Consider the following 19,781-nt stretch of genomic DNA (forward strand, 5'->3'; position numbering starts at 1 on the left):
CGGTGCCCTGGTGGTTCCAGGGCTTAATTGTTGTGGTCATACCGGTAAGTCCAGTGCGTGGCCAGTCTAGGCCAGGTATTTTTGAAATAACAAGCGATTATTCGTCGGCTGGCGGGTCCCGGTCTGACCAGTGGTTCGCCGAGGGCGATGCTTGAGCGGTTGGCGGGGTGCAAAAATTTTCGCTTATCATCCGCCCCTCGGCTCATGAGGTGAGGGATGGACACACCAGGACTGACTACCGACGCGGCAGGACGCAGCCATTGCACCTGGCGCACCTCGGCGCCCGAATACCCGCACTACCACGACCACGAGTGGGGCGTGCCGGTGGCGGACGATATCCAGCTGTACGAGAAGATTTGCCTGGAAGGTTTCCAGGCGGGCATGGCGTGGATCACCATCCTGCGCAAGCGCGAGCGTTTTCGACGTGCATTCGATGGCTTTGATTTTAGCCAGGTAGCGCAGTATGGCGAGGCGGATATCGAGCGGCTGATGCAAGACCCGGGCATTGTGCGCAATCGGGCGAAGATCGTGTCCGCCATCAACAATGCGCGCCGTGCCTGTGAGTTGGTGGCTGAAACCGGCTCGCTGGCGCGGTGGTTGTGGGCGTTCGAGCCCGCTGAGGATGAGCGCCCGGCGGTGGTGGACCTGGCTTATTGGACGGTTAACCCGACGTCGCCGGCGTCGGTGCGGTTGTCGAAGGCCTTGAAGAGGCGCGGCTGGACTTATGTGGGGCCAACCACGATGTATGCGCTGATGCAGGCGATGGGGATGGTCAATGATCACCTTGAAGGGTGCTTCTGCCGCGAGGGCATTGAAGACCTGCGGCGCCAGTTCAAACGCCCGTGAGTCGGTGACTGAAGGCGGTTAAAACTGTGGGAGGGGGCTTGCTCCCACATTTAGCCCCCACCCACATTTCTGAAAAAACCCCTAGCCAATCTGCTGGAGGATATCGCGCACCTTGTCCAGCGCCGGGTCGATATCGAGGGTCTCGATGGCCCCAAACCCGATGATCAAACCCTGGCGCACCGGCGCGTCCTGGAAGAACACATCCAGCGGGTACAAGCCGACGTCCACTTGGCGCGCCAGTTCTCTGAGCAGCGGGATATTCACCGGCACCTTGCACAAGGCCGCCATGTGGAACCCGGCCACGCTGGGCACCGCTTCGAACCACGGCGACAAATCGCCCGCCAGGCGTTGCAGGATGCGTTCGCGGCGCCCGGCATACACCGTGTGGCAGCGCCGGATGTGCTTGAGCAGGTAGCCCTCGCTGATGAACTTGGCCAGCGCCCACTGCGCCAGGGTAGAGCTGTGTTGGTCGGTCAATTGCTTGGCCTTGAGCACCGCGGGGTATATCGCCGGTGGCAGTACCAGGTAGCCCAGGCGCAACTCGGGCAGCAGGGTCTTGGAGAAAGTGCCCACGTATGCAACTGCGCCGCGCGTGTCCATGCTTTGCAGGGAGTCGGTGGGCCGGCCTTCGTAGCGAAATTCGCTGTCGTAATCGTCCTCAATGATGATCGCCCCCAGTTCGAACGCACGCGCCAGCAACGCTTCGCGGCGCGCCGGGCTCATGGGCATGCCGAGGGGGAACTGGTGGGACGGTGTCACGTAGATCAGCCGCGCGCCCTCGGGAATCTGCTCGACCCGGATGCCCTGGGCATCCACCGGCACGCTGGCAACGCGGGCGCCCATTGCCATGAACAACTGACGCGCCGGGCTGTAGCCGGGGTCTTCCATGGCGACGATGCTGCCCGGCTCAAGCACGACGCGGGCGAGCAGGTCCAATGCCTGCTGCGCGCCGTTGGTGACCACGATGTCGCTGTCGCGGCATTTGACTCCCCGGGAAAACGCGATATGCCCGGCAATCGCACTGCGCAGCGCCGGCAGGCCTTCGGGCTGGCTGTAGAAACCGCTGTTTTGCGCGATACGGCGCAGCGCGTCCTGGGTGCAGCGGCGCCATTCATCCTGGGGGAACTGGTGGCGGCTGGTGGCGCCGCCGATAAATTCGTAGCGCAAGATGCTGTCGCGGGTGGGGTGGCGCATGGGCGAGGGCAGTGCGGCCCATTTCGCCAGGTTATCGGCGCAGGCCAGGTCGGTGGCGGTTTGCACGCGACCAGGCTGCGGCGCCCACGCATTGACGAAGGTGCCGCGGCCGATCCTGCCAACCAGCAGGCCTTCGTAAGTCAAGGTGGCGTAGGTATCGGATACGGTTTTGCGCGAGATGCCCAATTGCTCGGCGAGCAGCCGGCTCGGCGGCAGTTGCGCGCCCGCACACAGTCGCCCGGTGGCGATGGCTTCGCGCAACTGTTGATAAAGCTGGGCAGCCAGGTCCTTGCGGCCGCTGATGACGATGTGCAATTCCATGTTTCATCCTGAGGCAGATCGATCTGCGCCAAGGTTACCCGCAAATCGATCTGAGCAAACCCAGGCGCTGTCAGGACAGGAAACCACCGTCCACATTCAGCGACACGCCGGTGGTGTAGCTGGACGCATCACTGGCCAGGAACAGCACCGCACCGGCCATCTCGCTTGGGTCGGCCACGCGCTTGAGCGGGATCTGCGCCAGGGCCATTTTCAGGATCGCGTCGTTCTTCACCAACGCCGAGGCGAACTTGGTATCGGTCAGGCCCGGCAGCAGGGCGTTGCAACGAATACCGAACTCGGCGCATTCCTTGGCGAACACCTTGGTCATGTTGATCACGGCGGCCTTGGTCACCGAGTAGATGCCCTGGAATACGCCCGGCGAGATGCCGTTGATTGAGGCCACGTTGATGATGCTGCCGCCGCCGTTCTCGCGCATCAGCTTGCCGGCTTCCACCGACATGAAGAAGTAGCCGCGGATGTTCACGTCGACGGTCTTCTGGAACGCACCCAGGTCGGTGTCCAGCACGTTGCAGAACTGCGGGTTGGTGGCGGCGTTGTTGACCAGGATATCCAGGCGGCCGAATTGCTCGCGGATGCCGGCGAACACTTGGCTGATCTGCTCCATTTCACCGATATGGCAGGCCACGGCCGTGGCCTTGCCGCCAGCGGCGATGATCGCGTCGGCGACGTGTTGGCAGCCTTCCAGCTTGCGGCTGGAGACGACCACATGGGCGCCTTGCTGGGCCAGCAACTTGGCGATGGCCTCACCGATGCCACGGCTGGCGCCGGACACGAATGCAATTTTGCCGTCGAGATCGAACAAGTGAGTCTTGGACATGGGAATTCCTTAAAGGGCTGATTTACCGATAACGTTCAGGCTCATCTGCTCCAGCAGCTTGTTCATCTGAATGAACTGCGCAAAGCGTTTGTCCTGGGTCTGGCCATGGAAGAAGCGGTAGTAGATCTGCTGCACGATGCCCGCCAGGCGGAACAGGCCGTAGGTGTAGTAGAAGTCGAAGTTGTCGACCCGGATGCCCGAGCGTTCGGCGTAATAGTCGACAAATTCGCGGCGGGTGAGCATGCCGGGGGCGTTACTCGGTTGGCGACGCATCAGTTGCACCGGCGCGGGGTCCGCTGCCTCGATCCAGTAGGCGAGGGTGTTACCCAGGTCCATCAGCGGATCGCCGAGGGTGGTGAGTTCCCAGTCCAGTACGCCGATGATCTGCATCGGGTTGTGCGGGTCGAGGATCACGTTGTCGAAGCGGTAGTCGTTGTGCACGATGCTGGAGGTGGGGTGATCGGCCGGCATCTTGTCGTGGAGCCAGGCGCGTACCGCCTCCCATTTCGGCGCGTCGGGGGTCAGGGCTTTTTCATAGCGCTCGCTCCAGCCACGGATCTGGCGCGCCACGTAGCCCTCGGGCTTGCCCAGGTCGGCTAGGCCGCAGGCGCTGTAGTCGACCCGATGCAGTTCGACGAATTTGTCGATAAAGCTCTTGCACAGCGCCTCGGTCCTGGTGGCATCAAGTCCCAGTTCGGCCGGGAGGTCGGAGCGCAGGATGATGCCATTGACGCGCTCCATCACATAAAACTCGGCGCCGATCACCGACTTGTCGGTGCAGTGCACATAGGCTTTGGGGCAATACGGGAAGCCATCTTTGAGCTGGTTGAGAATGCGGTATTCGCGGCCCATGTCGTGGGCGGACTTGGCCTTGTGGCCGAAGGGCGGGCGGCGCAGCACGAATTCCTGGCCGGGGTATTCCAGCAGGTAAGTCAGGTTGGACGCGCCGCCAGGGAATTGGCTGATGGTCGGCGTGCCGCTCAGGCCGGGGATATGGGCCTTGAGGTAGGGATCGATCAGGCTGGCATCCAGTTCTTCACCGGGTCGAATCTGGGTCGATTGGTCGTTCAGCGCCATGCTTATCCCTTCTGCTTATTTTTAAGGCCTTGGACTATTGGCTAATCTAATGCGCACAACCGCCCACCGACAAGGTCGGGGCGGCTTAATAGGTTAGCGTGTTAAATGATGATCAGCGTGCCTGATCGGTCATTTTGCGGGCGGGGGCAGGGTGACCGGCGTAAGCACCGCGCGACCGGCGAAGAACTCCACCAGGTTGTCGGCCACGCGCTGCACGGTGTCATGGGCGGCTTCGGGCGACAGCCCGGCAACGTGCGAGGTGAGTACGGTGTTGGGGAGGCGCTTGAGGGCGTCGGGCACCTTCGGCTCGTCGTCGAACACATCCAGTGCGGCGCCACCGATGCGGCGTTGCTCAAGGGCGGTGATCAGGTCGGCGGTGACCACGACGCTGCCACGGCCGATATTGACCAGGTAACCGTTCGGTCCCAGCGCGTCGAGGGCGTTGCGATCAATCAGGTGGCGCGTGCCGGCGCCGCCGGGCGTGGCCAGGATCAGGAAGTCCGAGGTGCGTGCCAGTTCCACGGCGGTGGCGCAGTAGGTGTAGTCCACGTCATCGCGTGGCTGGCGGTTGTGATAACTCACCTGCATGCCGAACCCGAGGGCCGCGCGCTTGGCGATCTCCAGGCCCACGGCGCCCAGGCCCAGAATGCCCAGTTGCTTGCCGCCCAGGGACGGGCGCATCACTTTGGGCCATTCGCTGCGCCGTACGGCTGCGTCGGTCTGCGGGATACCACGTACCAGCGCCAGCAACAGCGCCATCGCGTGGTCCGCCACCGATGGCGCGTTCACTCCGGCACCGTTGGTGACCACGATCCCGCGATTGCTGGCGGCCTGCAGGTCTACGTGTTCATACCCGGCACCGATCACGCAGATGATCTCCAGCAGCGGCAGCGCGGCGATTTCCTCGGCGTATAAACCCAGGGGGCCGCGGGTCAGCACGGCCTTGATCTGGCCGCCGTGGGCCTTGATGGCCTGGGCGCGTTCGGCGGGCGTCGGTGCCAGGATCACATGAAAGTCATTGCTCTCGATGATCGGCAGGTAGTCGTTGATGGTTTCAACCAGGACCAGGACGGTAGGGGTCATCGGACGGATCTTCCTTGGGGTTGGAGGAGAGAGTATGCGGGATGTGTAGGCTGAATCGTTTAGTTGGGGTGGAAAATTTCCACCCCGCCCAGTTCATCGGAACGCTACGTTCGCCGCCCTTACTCGCTTCACAAACGCGCCGGCCAACGTGGCGTTGTGATGCTCGACAATCGCCTCTGCCTTCAGCGTCGGCGTGTCCATGCAAGTGTGGGCATCTTCGGCAAGCACCACCGAAAAGCCCAGCTCTACCGCTACGCGGCACGTGGTGTCGATGCAGAACTGGGTTTTCATGCCTGCGATCACCAGCTCCTTCACGTTTGCGGTGTGAAGTTGCCGTGCCAGATCGGTGCCCAGGAAGCAGCTGGGGCGGGTTTTATTGAACAGGTGGTCGCGGGCTGCATCAACGTCCAGTTCGTGCCACAGCTGCCACGGCCGGCTGCCGGCCTCAAGCGGTGACCCGACAGGGCCGGTATGGCGCGCCACGAAGATCGGCGCGGCGGCTGCACGGGCACGCTGGATCAAGCCGTTGATGGCGCCCAGCACGCGTTCGCGTTCGAAGGGTTTGTCCGGGCCATCGTACAAGCCGGTTTGCATGTCGATGATAAGCAGGGCGTCAGCCATGGTGTTGCTCCTTGCGAAGGCCAGGTGGACGGAGCAATAAAAAGGCCCCGTCCATTGCTGGCGGGGCCTTGGGGTGTATCCGTGAAGTGTTTAGCTCAAGCACCCACAGCCACCGCGAGACCCGCCATAAGCGGTCGTGGTGGTGGTACGGGTGAGGTTCAACTGAATAGGCATCATGGGCCGATCATGCGGGCGCGCAGAAGTGACTGTCAACAGCAGTAAGGGCATTTCCTACGGGCTACGGCGACGCTTTCCAGTGTCACGCATGGCTTATTCCGACATCTGCACCGGTTAACCGTTCCTCAGCTAAGTCTTTGCTTATTCACGAGAATCCCGGACAATCCGGCCCCTTCTATGGTCGGGGCGCTGCCTGTCAGGTTTTTCTGACTCGTCCCGGCCGTGTAAATGCGGAGATCCGACCGGATGAATGATCAGGCCAATAGCGTCGACGAACGCTATGCAACGACACCTGCAACCCTTTCGAGCTGGAGCCGCCAGGACACCACCTGGATGCTCGGCCTGTTCGGCACCGCCATCGGCGCCGGTACCTTGTTTCTGCCGATCAACGCTGGCCTGGGGGGCTTCTGGCCACTGGTGATCCTGGCGCTGCTGGCGTTCCCGATGACGTTCTTTGCCCACCGTGGCCTGACCCGTTTCGTGCTGTCGGGCCGCGAAGGTTCCGACATTACCGACGTGGTAGAGGAGCACTTTGGCATCAAGGCCGGTGCATTGATCACCTTGCTGTACTTCTTCGCCATTTTCCCGATTCTGCTGATCTACAGCGTGGCGTTGACCAACACGGTCAGTAGCTTCATGGAGCACCAGTTGCACATCCTGCCGCCGCCACGGGCGATCCTGTCGTTCGTGCTGATCCTCGGCCTGCTGGCCGTGGTGCGGTGCGGTGAGCAGGTGATCGTCAAGGCCATGAGCCTGATGGTGTACCCGTTTATCGTTGCGCTGTTGTTCCTGGCGGTTTACCTGGTGCCGCATTGGAACGGCGGCATCCTCAGCACGGCCAGTGTCGTGCCGGCGCCCTCGGCCTTGCTTAATACGTTGTGGCTGGCGATTCCGGTGATGGTGTTTTCGTTCAACCATTCGCCGATCATCTCCGCCTTTGCGGTCGACCAGAAGCGCCAGTACGGTGCCCACGCCGATGAGCGCAGCTCGCAGATCCTGTCCCGCGCGCACCTGCTGATGGTGGTGATGGTGCTGTTCTTCGTGTTCAGTTGCGTGCTGACCCTGTCGCCCGCGCAACTGGCCGAAGCGAAGGCGCAGAACCTGTCGATCCTGTCGTACCTGGCCAACCACTTCAACAACCCGACCATCGCATTTGCTGCGCCGTTGATCGCGTTCGTGGCGATTGCCAAGTCGTTCCTGGGCCACTACATCGGTGCCAGCGAAGGCCTCAAGGGCCTGGTGCTCAAGAGCGGCCGTCGCCCCGCACCGAAGGCGTTGGACCGCATGACCGCTGCCTTCATGCTCGTGGTGTGCTGGATTGTCGCCACGTTGAACCCGAGCATCCTGGGGATGATCGAGACCCTGGGCGGGCCGATTATCGCTTCGATCCTGTTCCTGATGCCGATGTACGCCATCCGGAAAGTGCCGGCCATGGCCAAGTACCGTGGGCAAGCGTCCAATGTGTTTGTCACGGCGGTAGGGTTGGTGGCGATTACGGCGTTGGTGTATTCGTTTATGGCTTGAAGTCTGAGACAGTTCTCAAGGACTGTTCAGGTCCAAATGTAGGAGGGGGCTTGCTCCCGATAGCGGTGTATCAGTCACATATGAATGACTGAATCACCGCCATCGGGAGCAAGCCCCCTCCCACATTTGCCTTTCAGTGTTGTGAACACCGTATTCCGGGCATAAAAAACGCCGCGTACCTTGCGATACGCGGCGTTTTTTTACATCAACACCTTAGGCTTGAATCACCGGGATGTTGGCGCTTGCTGCGATCTTGCGGAACTCGGCGATCTGGTCGAAGTTCAGGTAGCGGTAGACGTCACTGGCCATGGTGTCCAGTTTCGCTGCGTAGCCCATGTACTCTTCGACAGTCGGCAAGCGACCCAGGGTAGACGCCACTGCCGCCAGCTCAGCCGAGGCCAGGTAGACGTTCGCGCCGTCACCCAGGCGGTTCGGGAAGTTACGGGTCGACGTCGACACCACGGTCGAATTCGGCTCAACACGTGCCTGGTTACCCATGCACAGCGAGCAGCCCGGCATTTCCATGCGCGCGCCGGCCTTGCCGTAGATGCCGTAGTAGCCTTCTTCGGTCAATTGGTGAGCGTCCATCTTGGTCGGCGGCGACAGCCACAGACGGGTTGGCAGCTGCCCCTTGACCTGTTCCAGCAACTTGCCGGCAGCGCGGAAGTGACCGATGTTGGTCATGCACGAGCCGATGAACACTTCGTCGATCTTCTCGCCGGCAACGCTGGACAGCAGACGAGCGTCGTCCGGGTCGTTTGGTGCGCAGAGGATCGGCTCGTTGATTTCCGACAGGTCGATCTCGATGATTTCGGCGTATTCGGCGTCGGCATCGGCTTCCATCAGCTCAGGGTTGGCCACCCAGGCTTCCATCGCTTGGGCGCGACGTTCCAGGGTGCGTGCATCGCCGTAGCCTTCACCGATCATCCAGCGCAGCAGGGTGATGTTGGAGTTCAGGTACTCGGTGACGGACTCTTTGGACAGCTTGATGGTGCAACCGGCAGCCGAACGTTCGGCCGAGGCGTCGGACAGCTCGAAAGCCTGCTCCAGCGTCAGGTCGTTGAGACCTTCGATTTCCAGGATGCGGCCGGAGAAGGCGTTTTTCTTGCCTTTTTTCTCTACGGTCAGCAGGCCCGATTGGATCGCGTAGTAAGGAATCGCATGAACCAGGTCACGCAGGGTGATGCCAGGTTTCATCTTGCCTTTGAAGCGAACCAGGATCGATTCCGGCATGTCCAGTGGCATCACGCCAGTGGCTGCGGCAAACGCGACCAGACCGGAACCGGCCGGGAACGAGATGCCCATCGGGAAGCGGGTGTGGGAGTCACCACCGGTGCCGACGGTGTCCGGCAGCAGCATGCGGTTCAGCCAGCTGTGGATGATGCCGTCGCCTGGACGCAGCGATACACCGCCACGGGTCATGATGAAGTCAGGCAGGGTGTGGTGGGTGGTTACGTCGATCGGCTTTGGATAGGCCGCGGTGTGGCAGAAGGACTGCATCACCAGATCGGTCGAGAAGCCCAGGCACGCCAGGTCTTTGAGTTCATCACGGGTCATCGGACCGGTGGTGTCCTGGGAACCCACGGTGGTCATCTTCGGTTCGCAGTAAGTACCTGGGCGAACGCCTTTGCCTTCCGGCAGACCGCAGGCCTTGCCGACCATTTTCTGCGCCAGGGTGAAGCCTTTGCCGGTGTCGACAGGCGCTTCAGGCAGCTTGAACAGGTCGGTAGGGCCAAGGCCCAGCTCAGCGCGAGCCTTGTCGGTCAGGCCACGGCCGATGATCAGCGGGATACGGCCGCCGGCGCGGACTTCGTCCAGCAGCACCGGCGTCTTCATTTCGAAGGTGGTCAGGACTTCATCGGTGCCGTGTTTGCAGACTTTGCCAGCATGTGGGTACAGGTCGATCACGTCGCCCATGTTCATGTTGGTCACGTCGAATTCGATCGGCAGAGCGCCCGCATCTTCCATGGTGTTGTAGAAGATCGGAGCGATCTTGCTGCCGAAGCAGAAGCCGCCGGCACGCTTGTTCGGCACGTAAGGCACGTCGTCGCCGAAGAACCACAGTACCGAGTTGGTCGCCGATTTACGCGACGAACCCGTACCGACCACGTCACCGACGTAGGCGATCGGGAAGCCTTGGCCACGCATTTCTTCGATCTGCTTCATCGGGCCGGTCTTGCCTTGCTCGTCCGGCACGATGCCTTCGCGCGCCATTTTCAGCATGGCGAGGGCGTGCAGCGGGATGTCAGGGCGGGACCAGGCGTCCGGGGCAGGGGACAGGTCGTCGGTGTTGGTTTCGCCGGTGACCTTGAACACGCGCAGGCTGATCTTGTCGGCCAGGGTAGGGCGGTTGCGGAACCACTCGCCGTCAGCCCAGGACTGGATCACGGCTTTGGCGTGTGCGTTGCCGTTGCGGGCTTTTTCAGCCACGTCGTGGAACGCATCGAACATCAGCAGGGTGTGCTTGAGTTGGGCGGCGGCGACAGGCGCAAGTGTGGCGTCGTCCAGCAGCTCGACCAGGGTCACGATGTTGTAGCCGCCTTGCATGGTGCCAAGCAGTTCAACGGCGCGTTTCTTGTCGATCAGGGGGGAAGTGGCTTCGCCCTTGGCCAGGGCAGACAGGAAACCGGCCTTGACGTAGGCAGCTTCGTCAACACCTGGTGGAATGCGGTTGGTAATCAGGTCAACGAGGAATTCTTCTTCGCCAGCCGGAGGATTTTTCAGCAGCTCGACCAGGCCTGCGGTTTGTTCGGCGTTAAGCGGCTGGGGAACGATACCCAGGGCTGCGCGCTCTTCGATATGTTTGCGGTAGGCTTCAAGCACAGTTATTACCCTCATCAGTGGTCCCACGGGACGCTCATCCAGAAATGAACGGCACGCATGCGCTCGGGGGCTTTTTGGGCCGCAAAGCCAGCGCTGCCGGCATTCCTTACAGAAGCTGCTTTCAAAGTTTTACGCCTGCAGAACGGAGCTGATGAGGGTTGGCGTTGGCTATTGACCTACCGGGTAATAACCATCGCCAACACCGTTCTGAAGGAACGACTGTGCTCGTGACGCTTTGAAAACAGCTTCCAGCGGATTATTGGCGCCTTACAAGGCCGGGTGATTCTACGGCAAAAAATTTCTAAAGGTAAGTTGCCACGGCAAGTTTGCTGGGTGATCAACCTTAGACAAAGGGCTAACATGGCGCACTGTTTCGCTGATTTGCGTGTCGTTGCCCATGCCCAACCAAACCATCAAGACCCCCTGCGTCGGCCTGTGCTCCACGGTTTACGGCGATCTGGTGTGCCGCGGCTGCAAGCGCTTCCACCACGAAGTGATCCAGTGGAACGGCTATGACGAAGAAGAAAAGCGCGCAGTATGGCTGCGCCTGGAGCAACTGCTGGTGCAGGTCATGGCCGGCAAAGTGGAAATTTTTGACCCCGGCACCCTGCGTGGCCAATTGGAGCAGCGCAAGATCCGCTTCGTGCCGCACCAGTCGCCTTACTGCTGGGCCTACCAACTGATCGCTCGGGGCGCGCGGGTGATTTCCAATCTGCAAGCCTATGGCATGGTGCTGTTGCCGGAGTTTCGCGACTGGCCCTTGCCGGACTTGCGCGATGCCATCGACCGCGAGTTTTTTATCCTGTCCGAGGCGCATTACCAGCGCTATATCGCGCCCGGTTTCCTGAGAGATGCGCTCGCCGACTGACAACACAAGTCCAGAATGTGGGGGCTTGCTCCCACATATTGATCTTCATTGTTTTGGAGATCAGCGTCAGTGCTCGGTTGCGAGCTCCTGCAGGTGATCCATCAGCGTCTGCGGTTTGAGCACCAGTACGTCGCTTTCCACGGCATCGAGGATCACTTCCGCCGTATTGCCGATGAGCGCGCCGGAAAGCCCCTTGCGCGCCACGGTGCCGATGATGGTGACGGCTGCCTGGTATTTGTGCGCTGCAAAAGGAATCAGCACATCCGCCGGGCCTTCTTCGATATGCAAGTGGCTGTCATCCACGTCGAACTCGGCTTGGAATGCCTTGCATTGCTCGCGATAGCGCGCCTCGATGGTTTCTTTAAGCTGAAACGTCGGGTCCGCGGCCGACAGCATCGGCGACGGATGGGCACTGATCACATGTAACTGCGCCTTGGCGAGGCTGGCGATGTCAAAACCGTGATCAATGATCGAGTTATGCAGCGACCGATGCTCGCCGTCGGTATTGCCCACGTCAATCGCCGCCAGGATCACGCGGCCCGCCCAGGGCGTGGCGGTCTTGACCAGCAGCACCGCCGTCGGGCAATAACGCAACAGCTTCCAATCCGCCGGGGTCAGCAGTGCTTTTTTCAACGGGCTGTCGGGGAAGTGCTGCTTGATCACCAGGCCACAGCCTTCGGCCTGCTGCACGTCGATGATGGTTTCATGCAGGCTGTCGTTCCACGCCTGTTCGGTGGTGACGCTGTAGCCGGCCTCCTGCAAGCCGGCCTTGAGCAGGCTCAACAGCGCCGAATGCTCATGCTTTTTGTCGCAGACCAGCAAATGCAGGTGTGCATCGGTCACCCCGGCGATCAGCTTGGCGCGCTTGAGGGCCAGGCTTTCCGAATGCTCGGGCTCGATGACCACCAGGATGCTGCGGATGGCTTGCATGGTCGGGATCTCCAAAAGGGGCGGGCGTTGAATAACTATAGTTGCCTGGCGCGGCACGTCATGTTGATGCACATCAAGGCCAGTGGCTGGTGGTCTTCGGCGTGGTCGGTATAATCGCCGACCTTTTGTGATCCTTTTGCCCGTGAGCCCGATGAACCTGCCAGACATCCACGAATTCCTCGGTTGCCGCACCCCCGACGCTTGGGTCCAGGCGGCGCTGGCCGACCAGGAAACGCTGCTGATCGACCATAAGAATTGCGAATTCAAGGCCGCCAGCACGGCGCTGAGCCTGATCGCCAAGTACCACGGCCATGTCGACCTGATCAATATGATGTCGCGCCTGGCCCGTGAAGAACTGGTGCACCACGAGCAGGTCATGCGCCTGATGAAAAAGCGCAAGATTGAGCTGCGCCAACTGCACGCCAGCCGTTATGCCTCGGGTTTGCGCAAAGTGGTGCGCAGCCATGAGCCGGTGAAGCTGGTGGATACCCTGGTGGTCGGCGCCTTTATCGAAGCGCGCAGTTGCGAGCGTTTCGAAGCGCTGGTGCCGCATTTGGACGAAGAACTCGGCAAGTTCTACTTCGGCCTGCTGAAAAGCGAGGCGCGGCACTTCCAGGGTTACCTGAAGCTGGCCTACCAGTACGGCGACGCCAAGGACGTCGCGCAGGTGATCGAGCGGGTGAGGGCGGCCGAGCAGGAACTGATCGAGTCACCCGACATCGAGTTCCGCTTTCACAGTGGCGTGCCAGCCTGAGGCCACCGCCACGCCGATCAAGAGGGTGATCGCTGTGAGCAGCAGCATCACCGTTTGCGCGCCCAGCGGTGCGGCCAGCACGGCAACCATCAAGCCCGCCAGCGGTTGCGGCAGGTTGTTGAGCAGGGTGATCACGCCTACCGTCTTGCCGAAGTCCTGCACCGGAATCACCCGCTGGCGTGTGCTGCGCAGGTACACGTTGAACATTTTGTCGAAACCGCTGACCAGCAGGAAACCCAGCGCATAGCCCCACACATTGGAGCTGATCGCCATAATCAATGCCCCGGCGGCAATCATCGAATACGACAACCCGCCCATGGTCTTCAAGCCTAATGATGAGCGCGCCAGGTAAAACAGAATCACGAGGGTAACCATCGCCCCCGCGCCTTGCAGCAGGGCGTAGGCATCCTTGCTGGCCGCGTATTGGCCCGTGACCATTGCCGCCGAAGTGGCCAGCGTCACGCCGATCAACAGGTTCACACCGATGGCCAGGGTAATGACCCGCTTGAGCTCCACCAGGCTACGAATATGCCCCCAGGCGATGCGCAGCGGTTGCAGCCCGATATCATGTTGCTGGGCGTGGCGTTGCAGGTTCACCGTGGTGTGGCGTTGCCAGGTCAGCATGGCCAGGTCCGCCAGCCCAAACAGCCCACCGATGCCCAGCACCACCCACTGCCAGGCCCACACCTCAAGCAACAGCGCCGCGACCAGCGGGCCGAGCACCAGGCCGCTCTGGTCGGCGATTTGGGAATAGGACAAGGTCTTGGCATAGGTGTAGTGCTTGAAGATATGCGGCATCAGCACTTCCCGCGCCATGATGCCCTGGGTGGTCAACACCCCGCACAGTGCCGACAGCATCACCAGCCAGTAAATACCTTCGAACATCCCGTACAGTGCCACCGCCACACCACAGGCCACGGCGCGGTAAACCTGGCTGATATGCAGAATACGCACCGGCGAAAACCTGTCGCACAACGCCCCGCACACGGGAAACGCCAGGTAGCGCGGCAGTGACTCGACAAAAAATGCCAGCCCGGCCCACGACACACTGCGGGTGCTCTGGAACACCATCAGCGGCACGATGAACAGCAGAATCTGATCGGCCAGCCGTGACAGAAACAGCGAGACAAAGAACGCCAGGTAATCCTTGCGCATACAACTCCCTGTGAATGGCGTTAAAAATTGCAGGCTATTTGTTAAAAACTCTTAAAAGGATGAAGCTTCATCGGGCGCTGCTGGCCAGTTGATTCAGTTGCGCAGCTTGCCACCTATAATGCCGCCTCTTCAATCGGCGTTTGCACACTGAGAACTTATGGAAAACCTGGGTCTGGGCAAGGTCTTGCTCGTTGAGGACGATGAGAAGCTGGCAGGGCTGGTCGCGCATTTTCTGGCGCAGCATGGTTTCGAGGTGCGGGTGGTGCACCGGGGCGACGAGGCGTTGGCCGCGTTCCTCGATTTCAAGCCCAAGATTGTCGTGCTCGACCTGATGCTGCCCGGCCAGAGCGGTTTGCACGTCTGCCGTGGGATTCGCGCGGTGTCCGACACGCCTATCGTGATCCTCACCGCCAAGGAAGATGACCTGGACCACATCCTCGGCCTGGAGTCCGGCGCCGATGACTATGTGATCAAACCGATCAAGCCGCCGGTGCTGCTGGCACGCCTGCGTGCGCTGCAACGCCGCCAGGCGCCGGAGCCAACGGTGCGCGGTGCGGTGGAATTCGGCCGGTTGACGATCGACCGCAGTTGCCGGGTGGTCAGCCTGGGGAACGACAAGATCGACCTGACCACCATGGAGTTCGAACTGCTGTGGCTGCTGGCCAGTAACGCGGGCACCATCCTGTCCCGCGATGACATTCTTAACCGCATGCGGGGCATCGCGTTTGACGGCCTCAACCGCAGCGTCGACGTGTACATCAGCAAGCTACGCGGCAAACTCAACGACAACCCGCGCGAGCCGGTGTGCATCAAGACGATCTGGGGCAAGGGCTACCTGTTCAATCCGTTTGCGTGGGAGGTTTAGATGCTGCGCCTGTTTCTGCGCCTGTATGTGATTCTGGCTTTCGGCCTGGCGGGGGCGATCTGGTTGGTCAATTACACCTTCGACGAACTGCTGCCCGAAGCCAACGAAACCTATAACCGCGAAGCCATGCGTGGCCCCGCCTATGGTTTGGTGGAGCAATTGCGCCCGGTGCTTGGCGATGCGCGCCAGGCCCGCCTGGCCGACCTGCAAGCCCATTACGGGCTGCGCCTGAAACTGGTGCCCAAAGACAGCCTTAGCCTCACAGCCCGCGAACAGGCGCTGCTCAACGACGGCCTGCTGGTGGTGCGCGGCGACTTCATGGAGTTTCTGGCGACTATCGATGGCGGCCCGCAGTTGCTGGAAATCAAGCTGCCGGAAGAGCCGAAGTGGCTGTACCTGTGGGCCTATGGGTTTCTCGGAGTGTGCCTGGCGATCGTGCTGTATTTTTGGGTACGCCCGCATTGGCGCGACCTGGAGCATATCCGCCTGGCCGCCCAGCGTTTCGGCGACAACGACCTGGGGTCACGCATCCTGCTACCGCGCCGTTCCACGGTGCGTGAGCTGGCCGGGCACTTTAACCAGATGGCGGAACGCATCGAAAGCCTGATTGCCAACCAGCGCGAACTGACCAACGCGGTATCCCACGAATTGCGCACGCCGATTGCGCGCTTGTCGTTCGAGCTTGATCAGCTCAAGCAACAGGCCGATCCGCGCCAGCGCGGCGAACTGATCGCTGATATGTATGCCGACCTGGGTGAGCTGGAAGAAATGGTCTCCGAGCTGCTCACTTACGCCAGCCTGGAGCGCGGCGCGACCCAGGTCACTCGCGAACGCATCGAAGCCCATAGCTGGCTCGACAGTGTGATCGGCAGCGTGGCCCTGGAGGCTGAGGCGGCGGGTATTCAGTTGTCGTTGCGCACCTGCGAGGTGGACGTGATCGAGATCGAACCGCGCTTTATGGCGCGGGCGGTGATCAACCTGCTGCGCAATGCCATCCGTTACGCCGAGCGCCGCGTGGAGGTGTCGCTGATCACATTCGGCAGCGGCTATGAAGTGCGGGTGTGCGACGACGGTCCTGGCGTGCCCGAAGAGGGCCGGGCGAAAATCTTCCAGCCCTTTATGCGCCTGGACGCCAGCCGCGACCGCCGTACCGGCGGCTTCGGCCTCGGCCTGGCGCTGGTGCAGCGGGTGTCGCAGTGGCATGGCGGGCAGGTGCATGTGTTGGATTCGGAATGGGGCGGGGCCTCGTTTCGAATGACCTGGGCCTATGCTGAACAACATGTCTAAAGCCGCGGACGATCGGAACGTGTAGCCCAGCACCCCATCTGCGCACATGACCTGATCTCACCCCTGCCTTCGAGCCGGTCGGCGTCCAGCCGCCCGGTTTTATTTTTGCCGGAAACTCAAGGGTGGGTGCGGGGAGTCGGTACGTTTGAAGGCATAGCCCGAAGCGCTGAGGCCGTTGATCTGGCGGCTGACGGTGTCACCCAGGCCATAACCGCTGCCGGCGAGTACGGCATGGGCGTTGTCCACCGGCAGCAGGATGTAGTCGGTCAGGGGCTCGCTGTGCAGTTGGCCGCGTATCACCAGGAAGCCGTCTTCCAGGCGCACGCTGATGCCGCTCAACGGCGCGTTGGGTTCGTGGGTATTGAGTACTTGATAGGTGCCGACGGTGTTGGCCCAGGCCATGGGCAGGGGCGGTGCCTCGATGCGTTCGCCCACGGCAATGCGCTGGCCGTAACTGCGCGCGGTAAGCATCCGTCTGCCCAGCACTGTGACCACATCCAATTGCACGCGGCCCAGTTCGCCGAGGTCTCTGGGCCACCAGCCCAGCAGCTTTTTCTGCGCGCGTAGCCAGCCCTCTTCATCGCGTACCAGTTCGAAGGTGTCGCCAGCCCATTCAACGGCCAACCGCGTGTTGTCGTCCTTGATGCGCAATACGCCCCAGGCCGTGGCGTAGAAGCCGGCCAGGCGCTTGCGGTCGGTGGCTGTCGGTACCTGGCGCAGCTTGAGCCCGTGGCTCGGCGGCTGGCAGTCTGCGCTGCACGCGGGTGCGCCGGTGGCGGCCTGGAACATCAGGCGCAGGGTATCGGTGCTCAGCCGGGCGACCAGGTCTTCGGCGTTGCTGTCGTTGGCCATAATGATCACGGCCAGTTGCTGATCGGGCAGCAGGCTCAATTGCGCGGCAAACGCATCGCCGCCGCCACTGTGCTGGAAGGTTCGCACGCCAGGGACGATGGGCTCGTCACCGCACGGCGCGAGAAACCAGGCCAGGCCCATCTGGCAATCGAAGTCCAGGGCATTGCCGGTGTTTTGCTGGCGGAACATCTCATCGATCGATTGGCTGTGCAGCAGCCGCTGCCCCTTGTAGAGCCCGCCGGCGAAGAGCATTTGCACGTAATGGCTGAGGTCTCTGGGGCTGGCCCACAAGCCCTCGGCGGCGAGGTCGCGCACTTGAGCGTCGGCGCTCGCGACCCCGTCCTCATACCCCACGGCGCGATAACTCGATTGCGCGGCGGTGCCCACAAAGCTCGCGTGGTTCATCTGCAGAGGGGTGAGCAGGCCCTGTTGCAGTTGCGTTTCGAAGTCCTTGCCGCTGCTGCGTTCGATGGCCGCTCCGACCAGTGTGTAGCCCAGGTTGGAATAGGCCACCTGGGTGCCGGGCGGCGCGCTCAGCCATACACCCGACACGCGCATCGGCATCTGGCCCATGGCGAAGGCGGTGCGCAGGTCGCGCAGATGTTCGCTGGGCAGGCCGGATTGATGGCTGAGCAGGCGGCGCAGGGTGATATCGCGGTCAGCGTCGTGCGGGTCCTGGTGGAACCTCGAGCGCACATGGAATTCGCGCAGGGTCTGCTGGATCGGCGCATCCAGCGCCAGGCGCCGCTGCTCCACCAATTGCAGCGCCGCGCCGGCAGTCAACAGCTTGGAGATTGCGCCCGCCCGGAACGCGGTATTGGGTGTCACCGCAATGCCCATGGCCGTGTCGGCCATGCCGAAGCCACGGGCCCAGAGCAACTCCTGGCCGTTGACCAGCGCGATGGACAGCCCGGGTATGTGCTCCCGGGCCATGTCCTGCACAATGCGGGTTTGCAGGTAGCGAATGATCGCGCTGTAGTCGCCCTTGGGAATCGGCGGCGGGGCAGGCGGCTGGCGATGACAGCCGACACTGCCCAACAGGCAGCCAAGCAGCGTAATACTGCGCAATGTGCCAAGCATGAGGAGCCTCCAACAGAGGGTTTGGAGGCTCGAATGCTATTGGTGGGCGGCTTGAAGGTCTTTGACTGCTTTGTCGAGAAACTGTCAAAGACTGTTAACGGGCCAGGTCGAAGCGCATTCAGTGCTGGCGAATGAATCACCGTGCTATGTGGGTTGATGGCGTTTTCCACGTCTTGCGTGCCGGTGAAGCGGCCCTCCGTGTATCGGCCTTTTTCCAGGCCGGAGAGGTCCCCGGTGTTTTTCATTCGCCATTGAAGCGTACTGTCTGGTAGCGCGGCGCTACCAGATGCCAGGCGATATTGCCGCGCCATTGATTATGCAGGGCCTGGGCGCAGATTTTCGCTTGTTCCTGGCTGCGCTCGTCAAACCCCAGGATTGCCAGTTGTGCGGGTAGCACGGCCTGGGCGTGTGCAAAGCGCTCAGCCCACTGCTCAATACGCTGGGAAACGTTCTGGGTTGCTTGGTGTACGGAATTTCCATGGGCGTGCCTGAGATGAGTCAGCAGGTTGAATACATCCTCGTCGGGGTTTTCCATGATGGGAAACGACAACACATCGTTAACCGCCTTGAACAAGTTCAGCGCCACGCTGCGCAGTTCCTGCCAGGGAGCACTGTAGTAAAGGTCTGATGACAAGTTGATGTTTTGCGCCAAGTAGGTGAACTCCAGGCACACCTGGAACCCACCGGCATTTTGCCAAAGGTGTCCATAACCTTCGTTACCCGGCTGGGTGTGGTGCAAGCGATGCATCAGGGCGATGGCGCATGGAGCGAGGTAAGTTGCATATTGCTCTGCGACGCGCTGCTTCCAGATAGGTGGCATCAGCCGAGCAGCTCTGCGCATGATATCTGCGAGTGCACAGGCGAGCGGTTCGCGGCTCACCGTATTTGCGGTGAACGCGTGGGTATATACGCCACGAATCAGGCGTTCGAGGACTTCAGGGTCTCTGCAGTCCTCGTCGGCGAGGTCATCCTGGCAACTGAACCAACCCACCAGGTCTGACAGAATCATCAGTATGTCCGCAGGCGCATCACTCCACATGTAACCGGCATAAGTGCCCGGTACGTAGATATCTAATTGATGGGCCGCATGGGGCGTGGTTCCAAGTCCCATGCGGCTGAGCCACTGACGAGTATGTTGTTGCGCTTCGTCCGTGTAGGGGCTCAGTGGAAAAGTCGTCCCGGCAGACAGTAACCCGGTCATCTTATGTATCCAGTGGTGTTTGAAAGGAACTTGGTATGTAAGATAGATGAGCCTGGGAACGAGCGTTAGAGGTTTTGAATGAAGTTAGGATTTGCTGGCGAAGCCAGTTATTTAACTATCAGGGCGGGATAAGCCTCTGCGTTATATGTTGAGTGTTCTTAATTGCTAAAAAAAAGCATGTTTGACGTGCACGTCGCTAAGGTTAAGTGCAGGAATCAATATCTGGGTAAAGCGGTGGCCTGGCAGTGTGAGGGTCTTTTACTGGCGAGTAAACACATTGCACGA

Annotated in this window: 16 protein-coding genes; 6 read left to right on the top strand and 10 right to left on the bottom strand. The window is 61.2% G+C overall.

What is annotated here, in order from left to right:
• Positions 1 to 216: 216 nt before the first annotated feature.
• Positions 217 to 846, top strand: a complete 630-nt coding sequence (locus tag KSS96_RS13620; protein ID WP_217856426.1) for a DNA-3-methyladenine glycosylase I — start codon at positions 217 to 219, stop codon at positions 844 to 846.
• A gap of 81 nt (positions 847 to 927) precedes the next feature.
• Here KSS96_RS13620 and pdxR read toward each other — a convergent pair whose 3' ends face one another.
• The 5 genes from pdxR to KSS96_RS13645 form a co-directional block, all read right to left on the bottom strand.
• A complete protein-coding gene (gene pdxR, locus KSS96_RS13625) occupies positions 928 to 2,361 on the bottom strand; it encodes a MocR-like pyridoxine biosynthesis transcription factor PdxR (protein WP_065878431.1) in 1,434 nt (477 codons plus the stop codon).
• A gap of 70 nt (positions 2,362 to 2,431) precedes the next feature.
• Entirely contained in the window at positions 2,432 to 3,199 is a 768-nt protein-coding gene (locus KSS96_RS13630; RefSeq protein WP_217856428.1) for an SDR family oxidoreductase, read from the bottom strand.
• 9 nt (positions 3,200 to 3,208) lie between these two features.
• Complete coding sequence (locus tag KSS96_RS13635; RefSeq protein WP_217856430.1) at positions 3,209 to 4,276, bottom strand: phosphotransferase family protein; 1,068 nt, start codon at positions 4,274 to 4,276, stop codon at positions 3,209 to 3,211.
• 129 nt (positions 4,277 to 4,405) lie between these two features.
• The gene (locus tag KSS96_RS13640; RefSeq protein WP_017527920.1) at positions 4,406 to 5,359 is read right to left on the bottom strand and encodes a 2-hydroxyacid dehydrogenase; all 954 of its coding nucleotides are present in this window, start codon (positions 5,357 to 5,359) and stop codon (positions 4,406 to 4,408) included.
• Between the two features lie 93 nt (positions 5,360 to 5,452).
• Positions 5,453 to 5,980: a cysteine hydrolase family protein gene (locus KSS96_RS13645; protein WP_068934813.1), complete on the bottom strand. Its 528-nt coding sequence runs from the start codon at positions 5,978 to 5,980 to the stop codon at positions 5,453 to 5,455.
• 423 nt (positions 5,981 to 6,403) lie between these two features.
• Between KSS96_RS13645 and KSS96_RS13650 the strand changes: the two genes are divergently transcribed.
• Complete coding sequence (locus KSS96_RS13650; protein WP_017527918.1) at positions 6,404 to 7,681, top strand: serine/threonine transporter; 1,278 nt, start codon at positions 6,404 to 6,406, stop codon at positions 7,679 to 7,681.
• Between the two features lie 213 nt (positions 7,682 to 7,894).
• Here the strand turns inward: KSS96_RS13650 and acnB are convergent, their stop codons facing one another.
• The gene (gene acnB / locus KSS96_RS13655; protein WP_017527917.1) at positions 7,895 to 10,504 is read right to left on the bottom strand and encodes a bifunctional aconitate hydratase 2/2-methylisocitrate dehydratase; all 2,610 of its coding nucleotides are present in this window, start codon (positions 10,502 to 10,504) and stop codon (positions 7,895 to 7,897) included.
• 397 nt (positions 10,505 to 10,901) lie between these two features.
• Here acnB and KSS96_RS13660 point away from each other — a divergent pair, with 397 nt between their 5' ends.
• A complete protein-coding gene (locus KSS96_RS13660) occupies positions 10,902 to 11,372 on the top strand; it encodes a DUF1289 domain-containing protein (protein WP_017527916.1) in 471 nt (156 codons plus the stop codon).
• A gap of 66 nt (positions 11,373 to 11,438) precedes the next feature.
• Here KSS96_RS13660 and uspL read toward each other — a convergent pair whose 3' ends face one another.
• Entirely contained in the window at positions 11,439 to 12,302 is an 864-nt protein-coding gene (gene uspL / locus KSS96_RS13665; RefSeq protein WP_065878438.1) for a universal stress protein UspL, read from the bottom strand.
• A gap of 151 nt (positions 12,303 to 12,453) precedes the next feature.
• Between uspL and KSS96_RS13670 the strand changes: the two genes are divergently transcribed.
• The gene (locus KSS96_RS13670; protein WP_017527914.1) at positions 12,454 to 13,056 is read left to right on the top strand and encodes a MiaE family protein; all 603 of its coding nucleotides are present in this window, start codon (positions 12,454 to 12,456) and stop codon (positions 13,054 to 13,056) included.
• Here KSS96_RS13670 and KSS96_RS13675 read toward each other — a convergent pair.
• The gene (locus KSS96_RS13675; RefSeq protein WP_017527913.1) at positions 13,012 to 14,211 is read right to left on the bottom strand and encodes an MFS transporter; all 1,200 of its coding nucleotides are present in this window, start codon (positions 14,209 to 14,211) and stop codon (positions 13,012 to 13,014) included. The genes KSS96_RS13670 and KSS96_RS13675 overlap by 45 nt on opposite strands.
• Positions 14,212 to 14,368: 157 nt before the next feature.
• Between KSS96_RS13675 and KSS96_RS13680 the strand changes: the two genes are divergently transcribed.
• Together KSS96_RS13680 and KSS96_RS13685 are read left to right on the top strand one after the other, a co-directional pair.
• Entirely contained in the window at positions 14,369 to 15,076 is a 708-nt protein-coding gene (locus tag KSS96_RS13680; protein WP_065878441.1) for a winged helix-turn-helix domain-containing protein, read from the top strand.
• Positions 15,077 to 16,363 (top strand): ATP-binding protein, encoded by a 1,287-nt coding sequence (locus tag KSS96_RS13685; RefSeq protein ID WP_065878443.1) that lies wholly within the window; start codon positions 15,077 to 15,079, stop codon positions 16,361 to 16,363.
• A 99-nt stretch (positions 16,364 to 16,462) separates the two neighbouring features.
• Here the strand turns inward: KSS96_RS13685 and KSS96_RS13690 are convergent, their stop codons facing one another.
• Positions 16,463 to 18,295 carry a serine hydrolase domain-containing protein gene (locus tag KSS96_RS13690; RefSeq protein ID WP_217856432.1) on the bottom strand — a complete coding sequence of 611 codons (1,833 nt, stop codon included), beginning with the start codon at positions 18,293 to 18,295 and terminating at the stop codon, positions 16,463 to 16,465.
• Positions 18,296 to 18,536: 241 nt separating this feature from the next.
• Positions 18,537 to 19,496, bottom strand: coding sequence for a terpene synthase family protein (locus KSS96_RS13695; protein WP_223271448.1), 960 nt, complete (start codon positions 19,494 to 19,496; stop codon positions 18,537 to 18,539).
• Positions 19,497 to 19,781 lie beyond the last annotated feature (285 nt).

Origin of the sequence: Pseudomonas asgharzadehiana, assembly GCF_019139815.1 — a bacterium.
GTDB lineage: Bacteria > Pseudomonadota > Gammaproteobacteria > Pseudomonadales > Pseudomonadaceae > Aquipseudomonas > Aquipseudomonas asgharzadehiana.

Bases quoted from the DNA above. Each gene is read 5' to 3' on its own strand.
- KSS96_RS13620 (WP_217856426.1), top strand. From the start codon at position 217: ATGGACACACCAGGACTGACTACCGACGCGGCAGGACGCAGCCATTGC.
- pdxR (WP_065878431.1), bottom strand. From the start codon at position 2,361: ATGGAATTGCACATCGTCATCAGCGGCCGCAAGGACCTGGCTGCCCAG.
- KSS96_RS13630 (WP_217856428.1), bottom strand. From the start codon at position 3,199: ATGTCCAAGACTCACTTGTTCGATCTCGACGGCAAAATTGCATTCGTG.
- KSS96_RS13635 (WP_217856430.1), bottom strand. From the start codon at position 4,276: ATGGCGCTGAACGACCAATCGACCCAGATTCGACCCGGTGAAGAACTG.
- KSS96_RS13640 (WP_017527920.1), bottom strand. From the start codon at position 5,359: ATGACCCCTACCGTCCTGGTCCTGGTTGAAACCATCAACGACTACCTG.
- KSS96_RS13645 (WP_068934813.1), bottom strand. From the start codon at position 5,980: ATGGCTGACGCCCTGCTTATCATCGACATGCAAACCGGCTTGTACGAT.
- KSS96_RS13650 (WP_017527918.1), top strand. From the start codon at position 6,404: ATGAATGATCAGGCCAATAGCGTCGACGAACGCTATGCAACGACACCT.
- KSS96_RS13660 (WP_017527916.1), top strand. From the start codon at position 10,902: ATGCCCAACCAAACCATCAAGACCCCCTGCGTCGGCCTGTGCTCCACG.
- uspL (WP_065878438.1), bottom strand. From the start codon at position 12,302: ATGCAAGCCATCCGCAGCATCCTGGTGGTCATCGAGCCCGAGCATTCG.
- KSS96_RS13670 (WP_017527914.1), top strand. From the start codon at position 12,454: ATGAACCTGCCAGACATCCACGAATTCCTCGGTTGCCGCACCCCCGAC.
- KSS96_RS13675 (WP_017527913.1), bottom strand. From the start codon at position 14,211: ATGCGCAAGGATTACCTGGCGTTCTTTGTCTCGCTGTTTCTGTCACGG.
- KSS96_RS13680 (WP_065878441.1), top strand. From the start codon at position 14,369: ATGGAAAACCTGGGTCTGGGCAAGGTCTTGCTCGTTGAGGACGATGAG.
- KSS96_RS13685 (WP_065878443.1), top strand. From the start codon at position 15,077: ATGCTGCGCCTGTTTCTGCGCCTGTATGTGATTCTGGCTTTCGGCCTG.
- KSS96_RS13690 (WP_217856432.1), bottom strand. From the start codon at position 18,295: ATGCTTGGCACATTGCGCAGTATTACGCTGCTTGGCTGCCTGTTGGGC.
- KSS96_RS13695 (WP_223271448.1), bottom strand. From the start codon at position 19,496: ATGACCGGGTTACTGTCTGCCGGGACGACTTTTCCACTGAGCCCCTAC.